A 21,522-nucleotide genomic window follows, 5' to 3' on the forward strand; every position below is an offset into this window, starting at 1 on the left:
GGTGGGCCGAAACCTGTTCTCTAACATTGATAGGTGGGGGGAATGAGCGTTAGCTCAGTGCACGTTCGATCCACTCCATGCGATCCTGCCCGAAGTGCATCTCATCATCCACGAACATGGTCGGGGCACCAAACACACCCCGCGCAACCGCCTCTTCAGTCGCGGTGATCAGCGCCTTTTTGATCTCGGGTTGGGTCATCGCTTCCATCACAACCTGCGCATCAAAACCGGCCGTGTTCAGTACTTCAGCCATCACTTCAGGGGATGAGAGGTCTTTTCCGTCGGCCCAGGCCGCGGTGTACATTGCGCGGTTATAGTCTTCGATTCGTCCTTCTGCCAGCGCCCACATGGCGCCACGCATCGCGTTGACCGTACTGAAGATGAAGTGCGGGTTTAGCTGATAGGGAATATCGTAGAACGCTGCGTAGCGGGCAAAGTCTTTTTGGATCCATTCCCACTTGGCCGGGATCGTTACCGGCGAGGTATTTCCACCGGCCTTAAACACGCCGCCCAGCAGCATCGGTTTGTAATTGATGGTTGCGCCGGTGCGTTCGCACAGCTCGGTGAGTCGGGCTAACGCGATGTACGATGCCGGGCTGATAAAGTCGTAATAGAAATCAACGGTTTTACTCATCCAATAATCCTCTGTCCGTAATTAAATATAGCGCGGCTTACCACGGTTCTGCGTAGGGGCGTACGTCCTGCTCGAACGTCCATGCACTGCGCGGTTGTTTGTGGATCTGCCAGTAGATTTCGGCCATGTCGTCCGGTTGCATAACGCCGTCTTCCCCTTTGCTGGCAAATTGTTCTGCGAGAAATGCTTTGGTGGCTTCGTTATTGATCAGGCCATCCACAATGACATGAGCCACATGGATTCCCTGCGGCCCGAGTTCACGCGCCATGCTCTGGGCCAGTGCCCGCAATGCATGTTTTCCGCCCGCAAAGGCCGAAAAGTTGGCGCTTCCACGCACACTGGCGGATGCGCCTGTGAAGATAATGGTGCCTTGTTCTCGTGGGATCATTTTTTTAGCCGCTTCACGGCCGACCAGAAAACCGGCAAAGGCACACATCTCCCAGACTTTGCGATACAAGCGCGCGGTTGTATCCACAATGCTGCACGGAACGTTGGCACCGATGTTGAATACCACCACACTCATCGGTCCTAACTCGGATTCGACTTTATCAATCAGCTGAATCACTTGGTCTTCGTCGCGGGCATCGGAGTGCAGTGCTGTAATCCCCGCGCCTAGTGCCTCAACCTCGCTCACCAGCGTATCCAGATCACCCCGGCGACGGGTCGCAACAATGTGATAACCCTCCCTAGCAAAACGTCGGGCGATGGCGGATCCCAGATGATCACCGGCCCCGATGATTAACGCGATCGGTTGTTGAACTGTTGTCATGCCCATCTCCTGATAACCGCTGATCGTTGAGAAAAGTCTATTACTTGGCTTAGAATAAATATAATCAATTGTTTGAATTGAAATGATAATCAGGGGTTATGGTATGGAGTTGCAGCAGCTACGTCTGTTTCTGGCGGCGGCCGAATCAGAGAGCTTTACCCGTGGGGCAGAGCGCGCATTTGTGTCACAACCCGCGCTGTCTGTATCTATTTCCAAACTGGAAGCCGAGGTCGGTGTAAAGCTGTTTACCCGCAACAAACGCAATGTGGTGCTTACACCCGCAGGCCGTAAGTTGCTACAACGGGCAAAGCTAATTGTGGGAGAGTGCGCCAGAGCCAAAGATGAGCTGAAGCAGCATGATGTGCAGCGCAGGCTTCGATTGGGCGTGATTAATACCCTATCTATTACCCATGTCGCGCGATTGATTGAGCAATATCGTCGGGAGCATCCAGACCTGAAACTGGATGTGGTTGATTCCAGCGCAGCAGAGATGCACAAGCTGGAAAGTGATAACCGGGTTGATCTGGTCCTGACCCTGTTGCAGAGTAATCCACAGGCCAGCAGACGCTTTAACTGCTCAAAAGAGATCTTCGCTGAACCCTACGTGGTGGCCATGTCGCGCAACCATCACCTGAGCCGATCCCCGTCGATCAGCATTAACGACTTGGATAAAGAACCCTTTATTGGCCGCAGCCACTGTGAGCACCGCAAGGTCATGGAGGGGTTGTTGAAACAGCACAACATACGTCTGAATATGGCCTATATCACCAATCAGGACGACCGCGCCTTAGCACTGGTGGAAGCTGATGTGGGCATTGCCATTGTGCCCGAGCACTATGCGACATCCCGCATTACAACACTGCCGCTCGTCGAAGACCTCAGCCAACGCTCCATCGGTTTTGAATGGGGCGAGAGCGAAAACCTGAACGAGATCACCCAGTTTGTCGATTTTGCCAGCACGGCATCCTGGACCTATGCGGATGTTTAATTGCCACTCCACATGAGAATCAATGTGCCTGAAGTCTGAGGTGTATCAGGTGCATTGATTCGCCCTCTGGCTCTCAAGCCGTGACCAATATATAGTGTCCTGAGGTGGGTAATAGGAGTACCCGTATCGTAATCCGTAGTCAGAATAGGCCGACGCAGTTCGGGCAATACAGACGGATAAATCAGGATGATTGACCTCTATTCTATCTTTCCTTTCTGATCGTCTTTGTTGTTCTTTTCTGTTTATGAACTGACCAGTTATTGATGCTTTAGCGATATGTAAACTGCGTTTTTCCACGGAGTAAATTTTTACTTTGCAAGGTCGTTAAGCTTGCAAGGGCGGTATATTGAAATGTTATGTATTGTTAGGCGGGTATATTTAGCTGTTATGTGTGCGCCATATGAGCGGTGGCGCGTGAGTGAAAGAATTCGCGTGCTACTGGTCGCGACTTGCTACGAGAAACAACAAGGAATGAAATAATGACTGATCCATCTACAGCCATTGGTATTTTATCGTCACTATTAGGCTTAGCAAAAAGCATAAACGATACAGTTACTGACTCGAAAACATTAGCAGCAACGATAGAGCTACAAGAGAAAATAAGAGAGCTAAATAGTGCTATTCTGCAAATGCAAGATGATCATCAATCGCTTCTCGATGAGAAAAATTCCATCAAAGAAGAATTGTCTAATAGAATTAACTGGGATAAAACAGCATCTAAATGCAAAACCCACCAAATCTGTTCTGGCGTAACAGTGATTATTGAGAATGATGACACAAGCTCTGAAAAAGACCCTGTATATTTTTGTCCAAACTGCTTTTCTAATCAGAAGCTGTCTTTTTTGAACAAGATTAAAAAAGACTATAAGGGAACTCATTATGCGTGCGTTAACTCTATATGTGCGCAAGTCTTTACTGATCATGATTGTAAAGTACCATTCAAAGGTGCTAGTTACGGTTGAAAACATAACAAAAGTCGTCAGCGGAATAGTGTAGTTTCCCCGGTTTAGCTAGCCTGTCACTTTTATCCATAGGCATAGAATTAAATGAAACTGAGTGATATAACTAGAACAGAAGTATTTTTTACCGGCTCATTGTATCGAGCATGTGAAAATGAAAATAGCGGTATAGAAAAACTTCTTAAAGATAAGCTTGGCATTGGCGGGACTGTTGAGATCATTGATAGCAGCTTTGAGGTTTGTCTTTTCAGGGATTTTTCGATGGCATACTCACTGGAAAGAGAGAATAAGTCTTTCGAGAAGCAGACATTTGATAATGTTTTTGTTTTATCTGATGGTTCAATAGTGCTCGTAGAGGCAAAGGCGCATCAAGGTTTTGATCCAAAGCAGATACAGCAAATGAAAAAAGCTGCTGAAAAAATTGTTGCGAGTGATATTCCCTTCAATAAAGTCTATTTGGTTGGTTTGTGCTCGTCAGAATATACGCCAAAACTGAGTACAATTGCTAGCTTCGATGCTGTGATTACTTGGAAAGAAATATCGAGCTGTTTCAACGATGAGAAGCACACATTTATGCGTGCAGATTCAATTTATAATGATCGGGTAGCTAAAAAGAAGCGGCAAAGGGCCGCTTCGAGTCACATTTAAATTGAGTGGTATCTCCAACTGAAGTGCCACAATAAACCACAGTGCCAAGGCAGGGGTGCCCTCTGCGTTGAACGTTACCCACAATATATACACCTTTTATAATTAGGTTCCTTAAGCGCTGACAGTAAATCAGGCGTTACACGCAATCTAACGGCCACTGGTTCTATTGTTTTAGAGATAGCTGGATCTGTTTATTTGAGGCCCTTTGATATGAAATCAGATGCACAGTCATCTGATTTTCTGACCTCCTATTCCGGCCATCCGAAGAGCAGCCAATATGATCCGTCCAGTTACACTACAAGACCTACCTGTCATCGCCCGCATTCACGCTGAAGGTTGGTATAACGCCTATGGTGCTTTGTTACCGAAGCCTATTCTGGGCGCAACAACGCCCGATTCGATGCTGGAGAAGTGGCAGGGTTGGTTTGTCTCTGATGATATTTATGTGTTGGTAGAGGATGATGAGATTGTTGGTTTTTACCACACCTGCCAGCCACGCAATATCCAGAATCCGCCCTCAGGGTTTGGTAAGCTGTACCATCTGTATCTGTCGCCATCCAGCAATGGTAAAGGGGCGGGGCATAGGTTGTTTACGCACGCTATTGATCACCTGAAGTCCAAAGGCGATAAGGGGATGTTGTTGTGGACGCTGGATGGTAACGGTCCGGCGAAGGCGTTTTATGAACGTAATGGGATGTCGATGGACGGTGGCCGACTCGATGATCCTGAATGGTTGGAAGGTCAAAAAGGTGTCAGGCATAATTATTTTCGTATCGGGTTAGGATTGTAGAGTCTATTCAGCTCTTTTCTTTTAGCTTCGACCTTATCGACTATAGAAACGCTGACCTCGTAGCTTCGATCTTATCGACCATAGAATCGGCGACGTCGGCCAAAGCGGATAGCTGCTGGATTTTTTCATCTTGGGACAGGTAGCAATCATTTTTCCATAAAGTTTGACCGTACGCCGATATGCTCAATACACCATATCTATTCGTGCGAATGTAATAAGTCGCAGTCTCTATTGCTTCGCCAGCAGCACTGTATCCCTCTTCGTGCCGTTCTCCATAACGGGTCACCACCATTATTACTCTGTCCATAATTTCACCTCTGGCTGATCAAATGAAAAACTTTCAAGCACCATTGTTCTCTGAATTAACCTAATATTAGAGGGCTTGCATAATTTTTAAAACAATCCTTATTGGGACGTGATATGTCAAATAGGTGAGTATTGTTTTCAATGATTTCATTCGTTTGTTTTTTATTTATTGCGTCCAGGCAAGGAAGGTTTTTATTATAGCTGGATAGCTCTGAAAGTAACTCGGAGGCTACTGAGAAATCAGCTATATGTGCTGTATTGAAATAGTTTTCTTGATTTCTTGAAATGGTAGTATCAGTCTCTGAAGTAGTCACAAAGGCAACTTTTTTTACATTCCAATCAATGCAAATTCCGATGAGTCTTTTGGGGTTTTCTATACAGATTATTTTTTCGTTTTCTTGCTTTCTACACGTTATGATTTCAGTTCTCTCTCCGTTATTTAGTAATACTAGATTTGAACTGTCATCTTTTGTTTTAGCGGTGAGTTGTATGTCATATCCAGTGTCTAAATAGATATGTTTTACTGAATTTTCAACTTCCCCCCAGGGCATAGTGAGCATATTTGATGTGTTGTTATCAAAATAGGCTCTGGTTTCGACAAGGGCGGGGTTGTCAGGTTTAAAATCCAGGTCTCTTAGGTATGTCTGTTTGAACGTTTCGATGGGACGTACATGTTTGTCTGAAAACTCTTTTACCGCCCTAACACCTTTCCATCCACATAGTGGACACATAGCAAAATAATACGATGATTTTCCAGTTCCGTATGCATCCCAAAGAATTTTGCTATCACACCATATGCAATAAGGATCAGTGTGTGCAGTGCCACAGGCAGCTGAATGCTTAGAGTGCCATATAAGAATGCTTTCTTTCATTTGTATATGTCCCTTTGTATCCGTTGGCTGCGTTCATTAGGGATGGTGCGGCTAACTCCAAAACTTGTCTAGTCTCTTCCCATGTTATGCGGGCTTTAGTGTAGCCTAAAAGACTTGTTCGCAAGCCCCCCATGAGCAATTTAACGCATATTGGTTCTATTACTTTAGGGAACGCTGGACCTTTTTATTCGAGGCCTATTGATGTGAAATCAGATACACAGTCATCTGATTTCCTGACCTCGTATTCCGGCCATCCGAAGAGCAGCCAACATGATCCGTTCAGCTAACCTACAAGACCTACCTATCATCGCCCGTATTCACGCCCAAGGCTGGCATAACGCTTATGGCGCTTTGTTACCCAAACCTATTCTGGATGCGACAACGCCAGAGTCGATGCTGGAAAAGTGGCAGGTCTGGTTTGTCTCTGACGATATTCATGTGTTGGTAGAAGATGATGAGATTGTCGGTTTTAACCACACCTGCCAGCCACGTGATATCCAGTCTCCGCCCGCAGAATTTGGTGAGCTGTACCACTTGTATCTATCACCGTCCTGTATTGGCAAAGGCGCGGGGCATAGGTTGTTTGCGCACGCTATCGATCACCTGAAGTCCAATGGGCATACAGGGATGTTGTTGTGGACGTTGGATGGTAACGGTCCGGCGCAGGCATTTTATGTACGTCATGGGATGTTGTTGGACGGTTGCCGACGTGATGACCCTGAATGGTTGGGGCCTGATGTGTATGAAGTGCGTTACTGCCTGCCGTTTGCCTGATGCATAGCGCTGGTTGAAAAACGTTCATACGTGCGGCTTGAGAAGAACCGCGCCCTCGTTATCCGTGTATAATCGCGCCCTCAAATTATCGATTCAATTGGCACCGGATTTACGTTCCGGCTCGCCGAGGAAAAGTTATGTCTCAAGTTGTAGTGTGCGCGATGTACAAATTTGTCGTGCTGGAAGATTTTGAAGCGTTGCGTGAACCGTTGCGTAACGTGATGCAGGATAACGGTGTGCGCGGTACCTTGCTGCTGGCACGCGAAGGTATTAACGGTACGGTGGCCGGTTCCCGTGAGGGGATTGATACATTGCTGGCATGGTTGCAGAGCGACTCGCGTTTGGCGGATATCGGTTACAAAGAATCCCTCGATGACAGCAATCCGTTCCTGCGTACCAAGGTGAAGCTGAAGAAAGAGATTGTGACCATGGGCGTTGAGGGTATCGACCCTAAGCGTGTAGTGGGTACTTACGTCAAACCCAAGGACTGGAATGCGCTGATCTCCGATCCGGATGTGGTGCTGGTTGATACCCGTAACGACTATGAAGTTCAGGTGGGTACTTTTAAGGGTGCGATCAACCCTGAAACGGATACCTTCCGTGAGTTTCCGCAGTACGTTAAAGAGAATCTGGACCCGGAAAAAAACCGCAAGGTGGCGATGTTCTGTACCGGTGGTATCCGTTGTGAAAAATCCACGGCGTATCTGAAAGAGCAGGGGTTTGATGAGGTATACCATCTGGAAGGTGGCATCTTAAAATATCTTGAGGAAGTTCCTGAAGATAATACGATGTGGGAAGGTGAGTGCTTTGTTTTTGATAACCGCATCACCGTCAACCATCAGCTCGAAAAAGGCAGTTATGATCAGTGCCACGCCTGTCGTTTACCGCTGACCGCTGAAGATATGCAGCACGAGAAATATGTGTTGGGTGTGAGTTGCCCGCACTGTTTTGACGACCTGAGTGAAGAGCAGCGTCAGCGTTTTGAACAGCGTCAGTTGCAGATTAAGCTGGCTGAAAAACGCGGTGAAGCTCACTTGGGTGCTGAGGTGGTGGACACTATCGCTAAACACCGCGAACTGAAGCAGAAAAAGCGCGAAAGTCAGCAAGAGAAAAGCTGATTTAGCAGACTAGACTGATTAGGTTAGATTAGATAAAAACGCCCGACCCGTGAAAACAGGTCGGGCGTTTTTGTGTGTGTCGGTCTGATCCGGTATTAGTGGTTTAGAATCTGACTTAGGAACAACTGGGTACGCTCATGTTCCGGATGATTGAAGAACGTTTCCGGCTCATTTTCTTCGACGATCTGCCCGGCATCCATAAAGATAACCCGGTCGGCCACGGTTTTGGCAAAGCCCATCTCGTGTGTCACGCAGAGCATGGTCATCCCTTCCTGTGCCAGTTCGATCATTACGTCCAGTACCTCTTTGATCATCTCGGGATCAAGGGCCGAGGTAGGTTCATCGAACAGCATCACATCGGGATTCATACACAGGGAACGGGCGATGGCGACACGCTGTTGCTGGCCGCCAGAGAGCTGGCCGGGAAATTTCAGCGCCTGCTCAGGAATCTTGACGCGCTCCAGGTATTTCATGGCGGTAGCTTCGGCTTCCTTACGCGGCACTTTCTTCACCCAGATCGGTGCCAGTACACAGTTCTCCAGTACCGTGAGGTGGGGGAACAGGTTGAAGTGCTGGAATACCATACCCACGTCTTTACGGATCGCCTCGATCTTTTTCACGTCTTCAACCAGCGGTACACCGTTCACAATGATCTCGCCCTGCTGGTGTTCTTCCAACCGGTTAATACAGCGGATCATGGTGGATTTACCGGAACCGGATGGGCCGCAGATTACGATACGTTCCCCTTTTTGTACCTGAAGGTTGATGTTTTTCAGGACGTGGAACTCACCGTACCACTTGTTCAGATCACGGATCTCAATGGCCAGCTGATCTTCTTGTTTTTGTACTTCGCTCATGTGTTTACTCTCCAAAGATCAGGCACGGTTACTGTGGCCGGTGTGCAGACGTTTTTCCAAATGCATGCTGTAACGGGACATACCAAAACAGAATACCCAGAACACTAAGGCAACAAAGACATAACCCTCCGTTGAGAAACCGATCCAGTTGGGATCGTTGGCGGAGGCTTGCATGATCGCCAGCAGGTCGAACAGCCCGATAATCAGCACCAGACTGGTGTCTTTAAACAGCGCGATAAAGGTGTTTACGATACCCGGAATCATCAGCTTCAGTGCCTGTGGCAGGATGATCATGATCATCTTCTGCCAGTAGCCTAAACCCAATGCATCGGCGGCTTCATACTGTCCTTTGGGGATCGCCTGTAAACCACCGCGCACCACCTCGGCCATGTACGCCGACTGGAACAGGGTGATACCGATCAGTGCTCTGAGCAGTTTGTCGAAGGTCATGCCTTCAGGGAAGAACAGGGGCAGCATCACCGAGGCCATAAAGAGCACGGTGATCAGCGGTACGCCACGCCAGATCTCGATATAGACCACGGACAGGGATCGTACGATGGGCATATCCGACTGTCGGCCCAAGGCGAGCAACACGCCAAACGGCAGGGCGGCGACAATACCCACCACCGCCAGTACCAACGTCAGACTTAAGCCACCCCATTTATGGGTTTCGACAGTTTCGAGGCCGAAGTAGCCGCCGCTGAGCAGAATGAAGGCGATGATCGGGAAAATGACGAGGGTGAATGTGGCGACCCAGCCTTTACGCGGTGTGCTGGGGATGATCAGCCATGCGATCAAGGCGGCGAGGATGAAGAAGGCGGTGTCTAAACGCCAGGTTTCTGCCTCGGGATAAAAGCCGTATAAAAACTGATCAAGACGCTGGCCAATAAAAACCCAGCATGCACCATCGCTGGTGCAGTCGTTACGGGTGGTGCCGATCCAGTCGGCACTGAGCAGAGACCAGTCCAGTACCGGCCAGAGGAAGATAATACTGAAATAGCCGAGTACCAGCGTGGCGATGGTGTTGATCGGGCCATTAAACAGATGCTTACGCATCCAGCCGACTGCGCCAATGGTGCTGGCTGGCGCGGGCAGAGTAGGTTGAGAATCGTATTTCACGTCGGCTCTCCTATCGCTCAACCAGCGACATGCGCTTGTTGTACCAGTTCATGAATATTGAGGTCAGGATGCTGAGCGTCAGGTAGACCGCCATCGTCATCATGATCACCTCAATGGCCTGTCCCGTTTGGTTCAGGGTGGTTCCTGCGAACACCGAGACCAGATCGGGATAACCGATTGCGGTTGCCAGTGACGAGTTCTTTGTCAGGTTGAGATATTGACTGGTAAGCGGCGGAATAATGACCCGCATCGCCTGTGGAATGACGATCAGTCGCAGGGTGCGGACTTTAGGCAGACCCAATGCGGAAGCGGCTTCCAGCTGGCCGTTGGGTACTGCAAGAATACCGGCACGTACGGTTTCTGCGATAAATGCTGCAGTATAGATACTGAGGGCAAGCCATAGGGCAACCAGCTCAGGAATGATGGTCATACCGCCTTTGAAGTTAAAGCCTTTCAGTTCGGGATGGTCCAGTGAGACCGGCATGCCTGCCACGAAAAAGGCCAGCAACGGTAAACCCACAATGAGTCCTAAACCGGCCCAGATGGTTGGGAAGGTCTTGCCGGTTTCGTCATGGCGTTTATCCGCCCAGCGGGAGAGTAGCCAGGTTGCCACAATCCCCGCGATAAACATAATCACCACGAAGGAGAAGCCATTCTCGGTGACGGGGGCAGGCATCGAAAGACCACGGATATTCAGGTAACTGCCTAAAAATTCCACACTCTGGCGGGGAGAAGGCAGTGTGCGTAATACCGCGAAGTACCAGAAGAACATCTGAAGCAGCAGCGGGATATTACGAAAAGTTTCGATATAAAGAGCGGCTAGTCGGGAGATGATCCAGTTGTCCGATAGCCGTGCGATACCCAGCATAAAGCCGAGCACGGTGGCCGCGATAATCCCTAACACCGCAACCAGAATCGTATTGAGTAAGCCGACAACAAAAGTACGGCCGTAAGTAGCGGTCTCACTGTATTCGATCAGTGAAAGCGGGATACCAAAACCGGCGGTTTCACTCAGAAAACCAAAACCGGTGGTGATGCCACGGGCATCGAGGTTGTTGAGGGTATTGGAGACGATGTACAGAACAAAGAGTAGAAGGGTGCCGACCAGCAGTAGCTGAAAGAGTACGGCGCGTTTTTTTGGATCATGCCAGAACTTGGTACTGTTTTCCGGCGGCGGGGGTGGTTTGTGCTGGGACTTCTCTGTGGACATATACCTTCTCCGCAGCCCCTTACATCAGGGGGAACGTCATACAACGGTTCGGAGAAGGCGTTTATGCGTCAGCAGCATAAACCCTTCCCCGTCAGCCCCACGAGTGAGGCTGAATGAGGTGCAGATTTATACCGCGCTTAGCGGATCGGTGGTGCGTACTGCAAACCACCCTGATTCCACAGTTTGTTGATACCACGGTCGATGTTCAGTGGAGAGTCTTTACCCACGTTACGGTCGAAGGCTTCGCCGTAGTTACCCACCTGCTTAACAATCTGGTAACCCCAGTCTTCGCTGATACCGAGACCTTTCGCCAGACCGGCTGATCCGCCCAGCAAACGCTGGATATTCGGATTGGTAGAGGACTTCATTTCATCCACATTGCCGGAGTTAACGCCCAGTTCTTCAGCGTTCAGCATCGCATTCAGTGACCACTTCACGATGTTGAACCACTGATCGTCACCCTGTCGAACAACCGGACCCAGTGGCTCTTTGGAGATTACTTCAGGCAGAGCGACAACAGAGCTTGGGTCTTTCATGCGGGTACGCAGACCGTATGCCTGAGACAGGTCGGTGGTAAATGCATCACAACGACCGCTGTCGAAACTGGCAGACGCCTGCTCGTTGGTATCAAACACAACCGGTGTATGAGACAGGCCGTGAGAACGGAAGTAGTCGGCCATGTTCAGCTCAGTGGTCGTACCGGACTGAACGCAGACGGTGGCACCGTCCAGTTCTTTCACGCTTTTCAGGCCCAGATCTTTCTTCACCATGAAACCCTGACCGTCGTAATAGTTTACGCCGGCAAAGTTGATGCCCAGCTGACTATCACGGCTCAGTGTCCAGGTGGTCACGCGAGACAGTACATCGATCTCACCTGACGCTAATGCGGTAAAACGTTCTTTGGCGGTCAGCGGGATGTATTTAACTTTGGTGTTGTCGCCTAGTACGGCTGCGGAGACAGCTCGGCAGAGATCCACATCGAGACCTTTCCATTCCCCTTTGTCATCCGGGACCGAGAATCCGGGTACGCCGCTGGTGACACCACAAAGGATGTGATCGCGTTCTTTGACTGTTTCCAATGTGCTTGCTGCATAGGCAGATGTAGCAAAGAACATTGACGCTGCGACTGAAGCAAATGCTACTTTTCTCATCATGTACTACGACCTCGAATGACCTGTGGATGCTGTGTTATTTATTTTTTTTCTGTGTAAGTCGCTCAAACTGAACCGTTTTGTGAAAGATGGAGATCTTATTTGTCGGCACTGTTTTAAAGACTTAAATTAGATTAGTGGATAATTTCCTATTTGAAAATACGTTAATTTAAAAACCATGAAATATTATTAGAGGGCACAATTAATGTGCGTTTGCAGCATTATGTTGGTGCAGGCTTTGAGTGCGGTGGGTGTGGCTTTCTGTGGTGGTTTGGTGAAAATTATTAGTGCGGATGCACAATAGGAGGGCGTTTATTTTAAGAAATATTTGTACGCCTTAATCCCCAGTTGTTGAGCGAATTGTCAGCTATAAGCGGTGTTTCGGTCTGTTTTTGAGGGTTTTGGGCGCATGGAGGCTTCAGGTGTTGCCTGTCAAACAGGGCGTCTCGATATAAAATATCGATTGAGATGATAAGGCAATTAGATTGTTTCAGATTCTAATTAGTTTGAGAGTGACATTTTTGTTCACGATAAGTGACATAAAAGTTCAGCTTGTGTTTTTGTTTTTAGGTGGGGTTTATAGTTGATTAACAGTCGAGTGGTTGTTTATAGATTTGAATTTGTTTTTTTGAAGGATTTGGTTTGAGTGAATTAAAATATCGTCGGGCATTGCCCAATGATGTTTTATTTTGGATCTCGTAGTCGTGGTCTTTTATGCCTTCCGGATACTGATAGCAACATTAGTTATCTATCCATCAAGTCGCCCTCGGCACCCTGAAGGGCATAGAAGAGGGCTGCTACAAGGTGAATGAGCCAATCTCCGTTTGTGAGCTTTTCCCTCAGGAAAAGATCAGGCTGGCTGCGATCGACCACATCATCAGGGCAACACACATATCTAAAATGCGCCATGCGATTGGCTTCGCAAATAGCGGGGCTAACCAACGCGCGCCAAAGCTGAGCAGGAAAAACCAGATAAACGAAAAACTGATCGCCCCGGCGGCAAACCAGATACGCTCGTCGGGCGCTTGCTGTCCACCGATGCTGCCGATCAGTACCACGGTATCCAGATAGACATGTGGATTCAGCAACGTGATCGTCAGTGTTGTCAGGATCGCATGTGTGAGATTGCGGATGCCACGGCTTTCACTCTTCAGGCTATTGTCCTGAAATGCGGCCCGGAAAGAGCGTAAGCCATACCAGCCAAGAAACAGTGCGCCGCCCCATTGGGTGATGGAAAGCAGGGTTGGTGATTCTGAGACTAAGGCCCCCATACCTGCGATGCCCAGTGTAATAAACAGCGCATCGAAAAAGCTGCATATACCGGCGATTGGCCAGTGGTATTCACGACGCAGTCCTTGTGTCAGCACAAACGCATTCTGCGCACCAATCGCCACGATCAGTCCGGCGCTGGTAGCTAAACCTTTAAACAAGGCCAACAATTGGGCTGTCATCAACAGAGTCATCTGCTTTCCTCAAAACGGCTGTAAACAAGGTGCAATAGGGATGGCGCTATTCTCAGTCAGGCGGTAAAGTAAGTAAAACTAATGTTATTGATGTTTGATAAGAGAGATTAATGGTGCTGGATCTGCGTCAGATGGCGGCCTTGGCTGCAATCATTGAGGAACAGAGTTTTGAAAAAGCGGCGCGTAAGCTGCACATCACGCAGTCGGCGGTCTCTCAGCGTTTGCGCCAGTTGGAGGAGAAGCTGGGCCAAACGCTGGTGGTGCGATCTAATCCGATACAGGCCACGCGGGCGGGTCAGCAGGCGGTAAAGTACTTTCGTCAGGTCAGTATGTTGCAGAACGAGCTGATGGACGAATTGTCATTGGAGCAACAAAGTGGCTACACCAAAGTGTCGATTGGGGTGAACGCTGATAGTCTGGAAACCTGGTTTCTGGATGCGATGGCACCGCTGCTGAACGAGCGCCAATTGTTGCTGGATATGAAGGTGGACGATCAGGATCAGACGCACCACCTGCTGCGTACCGGAGAGGTGCTGGGATGTATTACGGCCAGCCCGGAAGCGATGCAGGGGTGTAGCTGTATCCCGCTGGGTGTGACGCCGTATCGCTGCCTCGCCAGCCCTGAGTATATCGCCCGTTACTTTCCCGATGGGGTGGATGCGGCCGGTTTTTTCCGTGCGCCGGTGGCAGAGTTTAACAACAAAGATGAGTTGCAGAACCGCTATCTGGAGAAGTTTTTTGATGTCGCGCCGGGGGATTATCCCCGTCATCGTATCCCGTCATCCGTGACATTTTTTGAGATGATTTTGCGTGGATATGCCTGCGGTATGGTGCCGGATCAGCAGAGCCGGGAGATGGTTGCGGCGGGTAAAGCGGTGGATATGACGCCGGGGCGTTATCTGGCGATTCCGCTCTATTGGCATGTCTGGAACCTGAAATCAGATCTGGCGAAATCCCTGACCCATTGTCTGACCGATGCGGCAGATGTTCATCTGGACAGTTTTGATGATCATCCTGATTTGACCCATCCGGGTTAGATCGGTAAAGCGCCAGTGGTGTCTATGCCACCGGCGCGTTCAGCACGTGCAGACGCGATTAGATATCGGTGAAGATCTGCTCAGCGGACAGGCGGGATTTTGGCAAAGAGGCGTTAAAGTCGGCTTCGCTGCGGTAACCCAACGCCACAACCACCAGACTGGTTAAACCTTTCTCACGCAGGCCCAGTGCGTTATCCAGAATCTTCGGATCAAAGCCTTCAATTGGGCAGGCATCCACTTCCAGCGTAGAGGCACCCAACAGCAGAGTACCGAGTGACAGGTAAACCTGCTTTTCGATCCAGTGCTGGGTGTCTTTCATATCAAACTTGTGCAGGTCGTAGTAGAAGCTACGCACGCCATGCTGGGTCTGTTTGGCGTCTTCGGAGGCAAAACGGCCGTCCTGGTCTTCCTGTTCCAGCACATTGTTCAGGTGTTCATCGTTCAGCTGCTGGCGGGCGCACAGCACCACCACGTGGGAGGCATTCAGGATTTTGGGTTCGTTGTACGGATACTCCGCAGACGTTGCACTGGCGACCTGTTGTTTGCCTTCTTCGGTGCTGGCAATCACGTAGTGCCAAGGCTGAGAGTTAACGGATGACGGGCTGAAACGCAGCAGGGTGCGGATCTGCTCAAAGGTTTCCTCGTTGATCTTCAGCGTTGGATCGAAGGCTTTGGTGGAGTGACGGTTTTGTGCAAAGTGGGCGATGTTCATCGTTGTATTCCTGTCGTTGAGACGGCTGTTCAGCCATTTATATCTGCTGTTGGGTACGTGCTGTAACCGCTGATGCCGCCACCAAATAAGCTGTTTGCGTCAAAGTCAGCGAGCGGGATGTTCCGAGCCAGTCGATCGGGCAGATCCGGGTTGGCAATAAACGGTCGGCCAAAGGCCACCAGATCCGCGTGTTCGTTTTCCAGAATCGCTTCCGCGCGCGGTTTGTCATAACGTCCGGCGACGATAATAGTGCCGTTGAATGTCTCTCGTAAAGCGGTACGGAATCCATCTGGTATTTGTGGCGCGTCGTCCCAATCGGCTTCTGACAGATGGAGATAACCAATACCCGCTGTATTGAGATATTCCGCTGCGGTCAGGATCGTCTCGATAACGTACGGGCAGTCCATACCGCGTGCGGTGATGTAAGGTGCCAGACGTACACCCACATGGTCTGCGCCGATAACACCGGCAACCGTGTCAATGACCTCTTTCAGGAAGCGCAGTCGGTTGGTCATGTTGCCACCGTACTGGTCTGTACGCTGGTTGGATGTACTGCGCAGAAACTGGTCGATCAGATATCCGTTGGCCGCATGAATTTCGACACCGTCAAACCCGGCGTCTTTGGCGTTGATCGCCGCCTGACGGTAGTCTTCAATCACCGCTTTTATATCATCTTCAGACAACGCGCGGGGTGTCGGACAGGTGACCATCTCACCGGCATACTCCCCTTCGGCAATCCACACCTCAGCATCGGGTGCCAGTGCAGACGGCGCAACGGGCGGTTCTCCATTGTGGAATACCTTATGAGACATGCGGCCCACATGCCACAGCTGCAGGAAGATCCGCCCTCCGGCACGATGAACTGCATCAGTGACCTGTTGCCAGCCGTTGATCTGAGCCTGACTGTAGATACCCGGTGTAAAGCTGTATCCCTTGCCTTGGGGTGAGATCTGGGTCGCTTCGCTGATGATCAGTCCGGCGCTGGCGCGTTGGGCATAATATTCGGCCATCATCGCGTTCGGAATATCACCCGGTTGCGTGGTGCGCGAGCGGGTCATCGGAGCCATGACGATCCGGTTTGGCAGTGAGTGAGCGCCAAGTTGGTGTGAGCTGAACAGGGGAGAGAGGGTCATGAGAAAGTGTCTCCGTGGGGTGTTTGATCGTCCGGGCTGTAGTGATAGCTGGGCTTGATGGTGTGTTCTGTCGCGGGTGCTTTCGTTTGTTCTATTGTGGAGTGAAGTGGTAAATCCAGTTCAATCATCAGCTCGGCGCTGATGCGCACAAATATCTGCAACATATCTTCGTCCGGCACATTGGCGGTGTGGAACGGTAAGTTCAGATGTTTCAGTGTGTTGATAACGGTTTGTGTCTGCTTGGCCGTGGGCTGACCAGAGGCCGTAACACCCCGAAAAGCGATGTGGTTAAGATGGACCGATTCAGAGTTGCCTTCAGGCTGAACGATCAGATGCCACACTGGCTTGTCTTCCTGATACAACCAGCGTCCGGAAAACGGAAACGGCGGTCGAAAGCCATCCTCTAATGCAAAGAGTGTCATCAGGTCCGTAACTGCTTTGGCGTCTGGCGTGGTGTTCAGGCTGATATGATCAAATGCCCAACTTAAACCGTCGATGTTGTTTGGGATCATGATGAATACTCGAATGAAGTCTTCTGTTCGTTAGCGTTGAAGCCATCTTAATAGTCATATATAAATTGAAAAACAGCTTATAAACCGAATTAGTTTCAAATCTGATTTGATAATGAAAGCATTTAAAGATCTTGAGTTTTTTATCTGCATTGCAGAAACCGGCAGCCTTACCGCTGCAGCGCATCGGCTTGATCTGACGCCTGCTGCGGCAAGTGTCGCGCTGAAGCGCTTGGAAGCGGAGTTAGCTGTGCAATTGGTGATCCGCTCTACCCGCAGCTTGCGCTTAACGCAGGAAGGCGAGGTGTTTTTGCGCTACGCAGAACAGTCATTGCAACTCATGCGAGAGGGTCTTGAAACGTTACAGTCGGGCCGGTCGCTGGTGCAGGGCGTGATTCAGCTGTCTGCGCCGTCTGATTTGGGCCGGAATCTTGTAATCGGGTGGTTGGATGCGTTTCAGGCGCAGTTTCCCAATGTTGAGATTCGCCTGCAGTTGTCGGATCGGATCGCGGATGTGTTTCGCCAACCGGTGGATGTCGCGTTGCGTTACGGGCAACCGGCCGATGCCAATTTTGTAGCGATTCCGGTGGCGGCCAACAACCGCCGGGTATTGTGTGCTGCACCTGAGTACCTTGAACGTGTGGGTACGCCACAAAGCCTGCACGATCTAGATGCGCACAACTGCCTCTGTTTTATGGTGGGTGAGTATGTCCATGATCGTTGGCGGTTCTTTGGCGCGGACGGCGAAACCTCTGTATTGGTGTCCGGCAATCGTGTTGCAGATGATGGTGATGCGGTGCGCCGTTGGGCACTTGCGGGGCAGGGTATCGCATACAAGGCGGGCCTAGATGTAGCTGAGGATCTGAAAACAGGTCGTCTGGTACGCCTATGTGAAGAATGGCAGGGCGAACCTGCGCCGTTGAATATGATCTGTGTGGATCGTCGCCAGCTAACGCCTGCGGTACGTGAACTACGTGATTTTTTGATTGCGCGTTGTGCTGAGCTGGGTGCGTAGACATCGAGAGACCTGAAGTCCGTGTGCGAGACACAAACTTCAGGCGTTGCACATGTTAGCTTTTACCAGAATCAGCCCGGATCAGGGCGGGGAGTATCATTGGTTGATGGTGGTAGCTGTGGCAGACGGAAGTTGGGCTGGTCACCGGTGAGGGTTTTCAGAAAGGCCACGATTTCGCCAATCTCCTGTTGCTTCAATTTCTGTCCCAGCTGAAGTTCTGCCATTACATCAACAGCCTCCTCCAGACTCCACACCGCTCCGTCATGGAAATAGGGGTAGGTGAGTTCAACGTTGCGCAGGGTCGGAACTTTGAACTTAAAGCGGTCGATCTCCTTACCTGTGACCGCTGACAGACCTGCTGCTGCGTTGTCGGTTTTATAGGGTTTTACCAATCCCATCTTCTGGAATGAGTTGCCTCCCAGAGCCTGACCGTTGTGACACGCGGTGCAACCCACTGATTTAAAGCGAGCGTATCCGGCTTTAGCGGTGTCTGAGATGGCAGATTCATCGCCTTTCAGAAACTGATCAAATGGGGCGTTAGGGGTCACCAGTGTTTCCTCGAATGCTGCAATGGCATCGGTGACCTGATCAATTCCGATCCGATCATTGGTATACACCTGTTGAAAGGCCTGTTTGTAACCGGGGATGGTCTCCAGCACGTTGACCGCCAGAGAATGGCTAAAGCCCATCTCTTTAGGGTTGGCGATAGGTCCGCCCGCTTGCTCTTGCAGATCTTTTGCTCTGCCGTCCCAGAATTGGGCCAGATTAAGACTGCTGTTCAGCACAGTGGGTGCGTTGATTGGACCCAGCGCCCAGTTGTGTCCTATCGAGGTCGGCATATTATCCGTGCCGCCCATACTCAGGTTGTGACAGGAGTTGCAGGAGATAAAGCCCGATTTGGACAGTCGTGGATCAAAGTAGAGTTTCTTACCCAGTTCTACTTTGGCTTGATTGCTTGCTTGATAAGGTTCGATGGGTTGCACGGGTTCAGTTGCCAGTGCAGAAGAGGAGGTCAGGATGCCGATGAGGGCCAGACCGTATCGTCGATTCATGGTATAAATCTCCATTGTGAGCCCGCACGGTGGTTGGGTTTCCTACGCAGCCTGCCAGTTGAGAAGGAAGTCCGGCCACCTGTGGGTTTCCGTTTGCAGCAACATACGATGCTGCGTCTGTTTATTGGGACACCGTTTCCGGCAGCCCCACAGTAGTCCTTGCCGCTTTCATCGGATCTGACCTGCATCAACTGAGTTAATTAGCTTTGGCTATGCGGTTGATAGCGCATTGCTATATGGTGCTGATTGAAAAATCGGGTTATCTTCTTTTTAGCCATCATGCAGCCATGAGGAAGTGTTCCGATATGAGTGAAGTAGGTGAGAACATCACGGCAGGCAGTTGCCTGTGTGGTCAGGTTCATTATGAGATCAACGGTAGTTTGGGGATTTTTCAGTACTGTCACTGTTCCCGCTGTCGAAAATTCACCGGCAGTGCGTTTGCCTCCAATCTGTTAGTTAAACCTGATCAGTTCCGCTGGCTTGCCGGTCGGGAGCATGTCGTTTCCTACTCACCTCCTGATACCAAACACTTCGCGACCGCGTTCTGCCGGTGCTGTGGATCGTCTCTGCCGTGGGCAGCCAAAACGGGCAGGGCGGTGGTCATTCCAGCCGGTACGCTGGATGATGATCCCGATATCAAACCGACGCAGAATATCTTCTGCGCATCCCGTGCGAGTTGGTATACATCGCCCTCAGATCTGCCCGATTTTGATGAGTTGCCGCCACGGAATTAAACGTGGCGCAGAGGATAGGGTGTAACTTCAACGTTAGCGTTCAGACTGATAGAACTGAGCAGTTTTTATCCGCCTGAATATCGGGTACTTTGTATATAGATTGTACGGATGCAGTATTGAGTTGTGAGCGTTTCAACTCTCTTCCGGGCGTTTTTCTTACTCCCGATTCAAGGATGTTGTCATGGATGCACACACTGTTACGCCTTCCCAAATGCCGAAACTTACCCCGTTACCTATTCGCACCAAAGGTAAGGGGCTCTTCTCTCGTATCAAAGCCTGGGTCACCGACGTCAGACAGTGGCAGTTGGTGGAAAACTGGGAATTTGATCTGCCTGACGGTCGTCGTGTTCTGATCCCGAAAGGGTTTGTGTTTGATGGAGCCTCAATTCCACGCCCCTTATGGGCCTTACTTTCGCCGACCGGTTTGCTGCTCATTCCTGGTCTGATTCACGACTTTGGATACCGCTACGACTACATCTACGTGGTGGGTAAGGATGGTGAAATCTGTAAACAGGATCAGGCCATGGGACAGACTCATTGGGATGAGATGTTCTATCAGGTCGCTAAGCAGGTTAACGGCATGGTATTGCTGGATTGGCTGGCATGGTTAGCACTGACAACTTTCGGTTGGCTGTCGTGGAAATCAAATCGCAATCGAAGCGCAAAGGATATTATCCCGACAGGTGTTCCTTCTGCAGTTTAAGGCTGAGAGTTTTGTCTGATGCAGATGTCGGCAATGACGTTTTTTTCAGTTTGATTTCAAGTCAGTCGAATAGAATGGCGGGTATTCGAATGACCGTGAACGAATAAATAGGGTGATAGGGGAGATAGATCGATGCGAGTAATCTTAGCTGTGATTATGGTTCTGAGTGCGCCATTGGCGTGGAGTGCACCAGAAGACTTCCGGGATGGACAGGTACAAAAAGATAGCCGTGGCGAGTTACAGGCCTGGGATAAAGAGAACAGTCGCTGGGTGGGTATCGATGAGTTTTGGAAAGCCTACGCTGATCGTAAAGGCGGGTATACCTGGGGCGATACCACGGAGTATCCGCCGTACAATCAGGTAAAAGAGTTCGATACGCTGCTGATTCAGGTGGATAGTGGTCCATGTCTGATGGAGTTTTATCATTCACGCTGGCGTCGTGCCAACGATGTGCGTCGCTGGGATGAGTCTTTTAACGAATATGGCGGTTGTCCGCGGGTGTTTGAGTAAAACCCCGATCTAAAACTGCCTTTGTAACATGACACTCACAATGGACTGATCATGATTGATGATCTGCCTCAATTTGCAGTGTGTCCTCTCTAAATAGTAGTGCTTTTGGGAGTAGTTTATCGGGATAAACTCTTGTTACTATCGCGATGAATATAACGTTAGTTTAAACGTTTGTTTCAACGGGTTGTCATACTGAGCGTGCAGACTTATCGCAGTCGGTTCGGCCCGTTAAACGTATGCAGTACTAACGCAGCTTATAAAGGGAAAGTCAGGACGTTTACGGTGCAATGGATGGCATAGTATGACAGGAGTGGTGTCTCGTACCGCGCTTTCTCTATGATGAGGTGTCTCGAATATCTATTCGCAACACCTCATATCCTCTGTGTCTGAGCGGTTTTTCTGCTCTAGGCAAAACATGCCGGTCAGCTTTTATCTTTTGTAACGTGTCTGTTTTCAGGC

General features: G+C 49.9%; 23 protein-coding genes. 11 read left to right on the forward strand and 12 right to left on the reverse strand.

Annotated elements, in window-relative coordinates; genetic code table 11:
- Nucleotides 1–49: 49 nt before the first annotated feature.
- Nucleotides 50–634 carry a 2-hydroxychromene-2-carboxylate isomerase gene (locus tag IOQ59_RS11445; protein ID WP_193953425.1) on the reverse strand — a complete coding sequence of 195 codons (585 nt, stop codon included), beginning with the start codon at nucleotides 632–634 and terminating at the stop codon, nucleotides 50–52.
- Between the two features lie 37 nt (nucleotides 635–671).
- Entirely contained in the window at nucleotides 672–1,403 is a 732-nt protein-coding gene (locus IOQ59_RS11450; protein WP_193953426.1) for an SDR family NAD(P)-dependent oxidoreductase, read from the reverse strand.
- A gap of 103 nt (nucleotides 1,404–1,506) precedes the next feature.
- Here IOQ59_RS11450 and IOQ59_RS11455 point away from each other — a divergent pair, with 103 nt between their 5' ends.
- The 4 genes from IOQ59_RS11455 (at nucleotide 1,507) to IOQ59_RS11470 (ending at nucleotide 4,788) form a co-directional block, all read left to right on the forward strand.
- On the forward strand, nucleotides 1,507–2,391 hold the full coding sequence (locus IOQ59_RS11455) for a LysR family transcriptional regulator (RefSeq protein ID WP_193953427.1): 885 nt from the start codon (nucleotides 1,507–1,509) through the stop codon (nucleotides 2,389–2,391).
- 479 nt (nucleotides 2,392–2,870) lie between these two features.
- A complete protein-coding gene (locus IOQ59_RS11460; RefSeq protein WP_193953428.1) occupies nucleotides 2,871–3,353 on the forward strand; it encodes a hypothetical protein in 483 nt (160 codons plus the stop codon).
- Between the two features lie 84 nt (nucleotides 3,354–3,437).
- A complete protein-coding gene (locus IOQ59_RS11465) occupies nucleotides 3,438–3,998 on the forward strand; it encodes a hypothetical protein (RefSeq protein WP_193953429.1) in 561 nt (186 codons plus the stop codon).
- A 277-nt stretch (nucleotides 3,999–4,275) separates the two neighbouring features.
- On the forward strand, nucleotides 4,276–4,788 hold the full coding sequence (locus tag IOQ59_RS11470; RefSeq protein WP_193953430.1) for a GNAT family N-acetyltransferase: 513 nt from the start codon (nucleotides 4,276–4,278) through the stop codon (nucleotides 4,786–4,788).
- Nucleotides 4,789–5,150: 362 nt separating this feature from the next.
- On the opposite strand, the gene IOQ59_RS11475 is transcribed toward IOQ59_RS11470, so the two are convergent.
- Nucleotides 5,151–5,966 (reverse strand): restriction endonuclease, encoded by an 816-nt coding sequence (locus IOQ59_RS11475; RefSeq protein WP_193953431.1) that lies wholly within the window; start codon nucleotides 5,964–5,966, stop codon nucleotides 5,151–5,153.
- Nucleotides 5,967–6,236: 270 nt separating this feature from the next.
- On the opposite strand from IOQ59_RS11475, the gene IOQ59_RS11480 reads away from it, so the two are divergent.
- The gene (locus IOQ59_RS11480) at nucleotides 6,237–6,740 is read left to right on the forward strand and encodes a GNAT family N-acetyltransferase (RefSeq protein ID WP_193953432.1); all 504 of its coding nucleotides are present in this window, start codon (nucleotides 6,237–6,239) and stop codon (nucleotides 6,738–6,740) included.
- Between the two features lie 137 nt (nucleotides 6,741–6,877).
- Nucleotides 6,878–7,858: an oxygen-dependent tRNA uridine(34) hydroxylase TrhO gene (gene trhO, locus IOQ59_RS11485; protein WP_193953433.1), complete on the forward strand. Its 981-nt coding sequence runs from the start codon at nucleotides 6,878–6,880 to the stop codon at nucleotides 7,856–7,858.
- Nucleotides 7,859–7,953: 95 nt separating this feature from the next.
- Here the strand turns inward: trhO and IOQ59_RS11490 are convergent, their stop codons facing one another.
- The 5 genes from IOQ59_RS11490 to IOQ59_RS11510 form a co-directional block, all read right to left on the reverse strand.
- The gene (locus tag IOQ59_RS11490; protein WP_193953434.1) at nucleotides 7,954–8,715 is read right to left on the reverse strand and encodes an amino acid ABC transporter ATP-binding protein; all 762 of its coding nucleotides are present in this window, start codon (nucleotides 8,713–8,715) and stop codon (nucleotides 7,954–7,956) included.
- Nucleotides 8,716–8,733: 18 nt separating this feature from the next.
- Nucleotides 8,734–9,834 (reverse strand): amino acid ABC transporter permease, encoded by a 1,101-nt coding sequence (locus IOQ59_RS11495; RefSeq protein WP_371871859.1) that lies wholly within the window; start codon nucleotides 9,832–9,834, stop codon nucleotides 8,734–8,736.
- A 10-nt stretch (nucleotides 9,835–9,844) separates the two neighbouring features.
- Nucleotides 9,845–11,044: an amino acid ABC transporter permease gene (locus IOQ59_RS11500; protein ID WP_193953435.1), complete on the reverse strand. Its 1,200-nt coding sequence runs from the start codon at nucleotides 11,042–11,044 to the stop codon at nucleotides 9,845–9,847.
- A gap of 137 nt (nucleotides 11,045–11,181) precedes the next feature.
- A complete protein-coding gene (locus tag IOQ59_RS11505; protein ID WP_371871861.1) occupies nucleotides 11,182–12,195 on the reverse strand; it encodes an amino acid ABC transporter substrate-binding protein in 1,014 nt (337 codons plus the stop codon).
- 839 nt (nucleotides 12,196–13,034) lie between these two features.
- The gene (locus IOQ59_RS11510; protein WP_193953437.1) at nucleotides 13,035–13,658 is read right to left on the reverse strand and encodes a LysE/ArgO family amino acid transporter; all 624 of its coding nucleotides are present in this window, start codon (nucleotides 13,656–13,658) and stop codon (nucleotides 13,035–13,037) included.
- A gap of 110 nt (nucleotides 13,659–13,768) precedes the next feature.
- Here IOQ59_RS11510 and IOQ59_RS11515 point away from each other — a divergent pair, with 110 nt between their 5' ends.
- A complete protein-coding gene (locus IOQ59_RS11515) occupies nucleotides 13,769–14,695 on the forward strand; it encodes a LysR family transcriptional regulator ArgP (protein WP_228050852.1) in 927 nt (308 codons plus the stop codon).
- A gap of 58 nt (nucleotides 14,696–14,753) precedes the next feature.
- On the opposite strand, the gene nfsB is transcribed toward IOQ59_RS11515, so the two are convergent.
- The 3 genes from nfsB to IOQ59_RS11530 are packed head-to-tail and all read right to left on the reverse strand — an operon-like array spanning nucleotide 14,754 to nucleotide 17,052.
- Nucleotides 14,754–15,407 (reverse strand): oxygen-insensitive NAD(P)H nitroreductase, encoded by a 654-nt coding sequence (gene nfsB / locus IOQ59_RS11520; protein WP_193953438.1) that lies wholly within the window; start codon nucleotides 15,405–15,407, stop codon nucleotides 14,754–14,756.
- A 29-nt stretch (nucleotides 15,408–15,436) separates the two neighbouring features.
- Nucleotides 15,437–16,540: an alkene reductase gene (locus IOQ59_RS11525; protein ID WP_193953439.1), complete on the reverse strand. Its 1,104-nt coding sequence runs from the start codon at nucleotides 16,538–16,540 to the stop codon at nucleotides 15,437–15,439.
- Complete coding sequence (locus tag IOQ59_RS11530; RefSeq protein WP_193953440.1) at nucleotides 16,537–17,052, reverse strand: VOC family protein; 516 nt, start codon at nucleotides 17,050–17,052, stop codon at nucleotides 16,537–16,539. The genes IOQ59_RS11525 and IOQ59_RS11530 overlap by 4 nt, the downstream gene beginning before the upstream one ends.
- 112 nt (nucleotides 17,053–17,164) lie before the next feature.
- On the opposite strand from IOQ59_RS11530, the gene IOQ59_RS11535 reads away from it, so the two are divergent.
- Nucleotides 17,165–18,064 carry a LysR family transcriptional regulator gene (locus IOQ59_RS11535; RefSeq protein WP_193953441.1) on the forward strand — a complete coding sequence of 300 codons (900 nt, stop codon included), beginning with the start codon at nucleotides 17,165–17,167 and terminating at the stop codon, nucleotides 18,062–18,064.
- A gap of 71 nt (nucleotides 18,065–18,135) precedes the next feature.
- Here the strand turns inward: IOQ59_RS11535 and IOQ59_RS11540 are convergent, their stop codons facing one another.
- A complete protein-coding gene (locus tag IOQ59_RS11540) occupies nucleotides 18,136–19,116 on the reverse strand; it encodes a cytochrome-c peroxidase (RefSeq protein ID WP_193953442.1) in 981 nt (326 codons plus the stop codon).
- A 305-nt stretch (nucleotides 19,117–19,421) separates the two neighbouring features.
- Between IOQ59_RS11540 and IOQ59_RS11545 the strand changes: the two genes are divergently transcribed.
- From IOQ59_RS11545 to IOQ59_RS11555, 3 genes are all read left to right on the forward strand, one after another.
- A complete protein-coding gene (locus IOQ59_RS11545) occupies nucleotides 19,422–19,850 on the forward strand; it encodes a GFA family protein (RefSeq protein ID WP_193953443.1) in 429 nt (142 codons plus the stop codon).
- 181 nt (nucleotides 19,851–20,031) lie between these two features.
- Entirely contained in the window at nucleotides 20,032–20,553 is a 522-nt protein-coding gene (locus IOQ59_RS11550; RefSeq protein ID WP_228050853.1) for a DUF1353 domain-containing protein, read from the forward strand.
- Nucleotides 20,554–20,685: 132 nt separating this feature from the next.
- Nucleotides 20,686–21,063: a hypothetical protein gene (locus IOQ59_RS11555; protein ID WP_193953444.1), complete on the forward strand. Its 378-nt coding sequence runs from the start codon at nucleotides 20,686–20,688 to the stop codon at nucleotides 21,061–21,063.
- Nucleotides 21,064–21,522 lie beyond the last annotated feature (459 nt).

This window comes from Pontibacterium sinense (genome assembly GCF_015209595.1).
Lineage (GTDB): Bacteria > Pseudomonadota > Gammaproteobacteria > Pseudomonadales > Balneatricaceae > Pontibacterium > Pontibacterium sinense.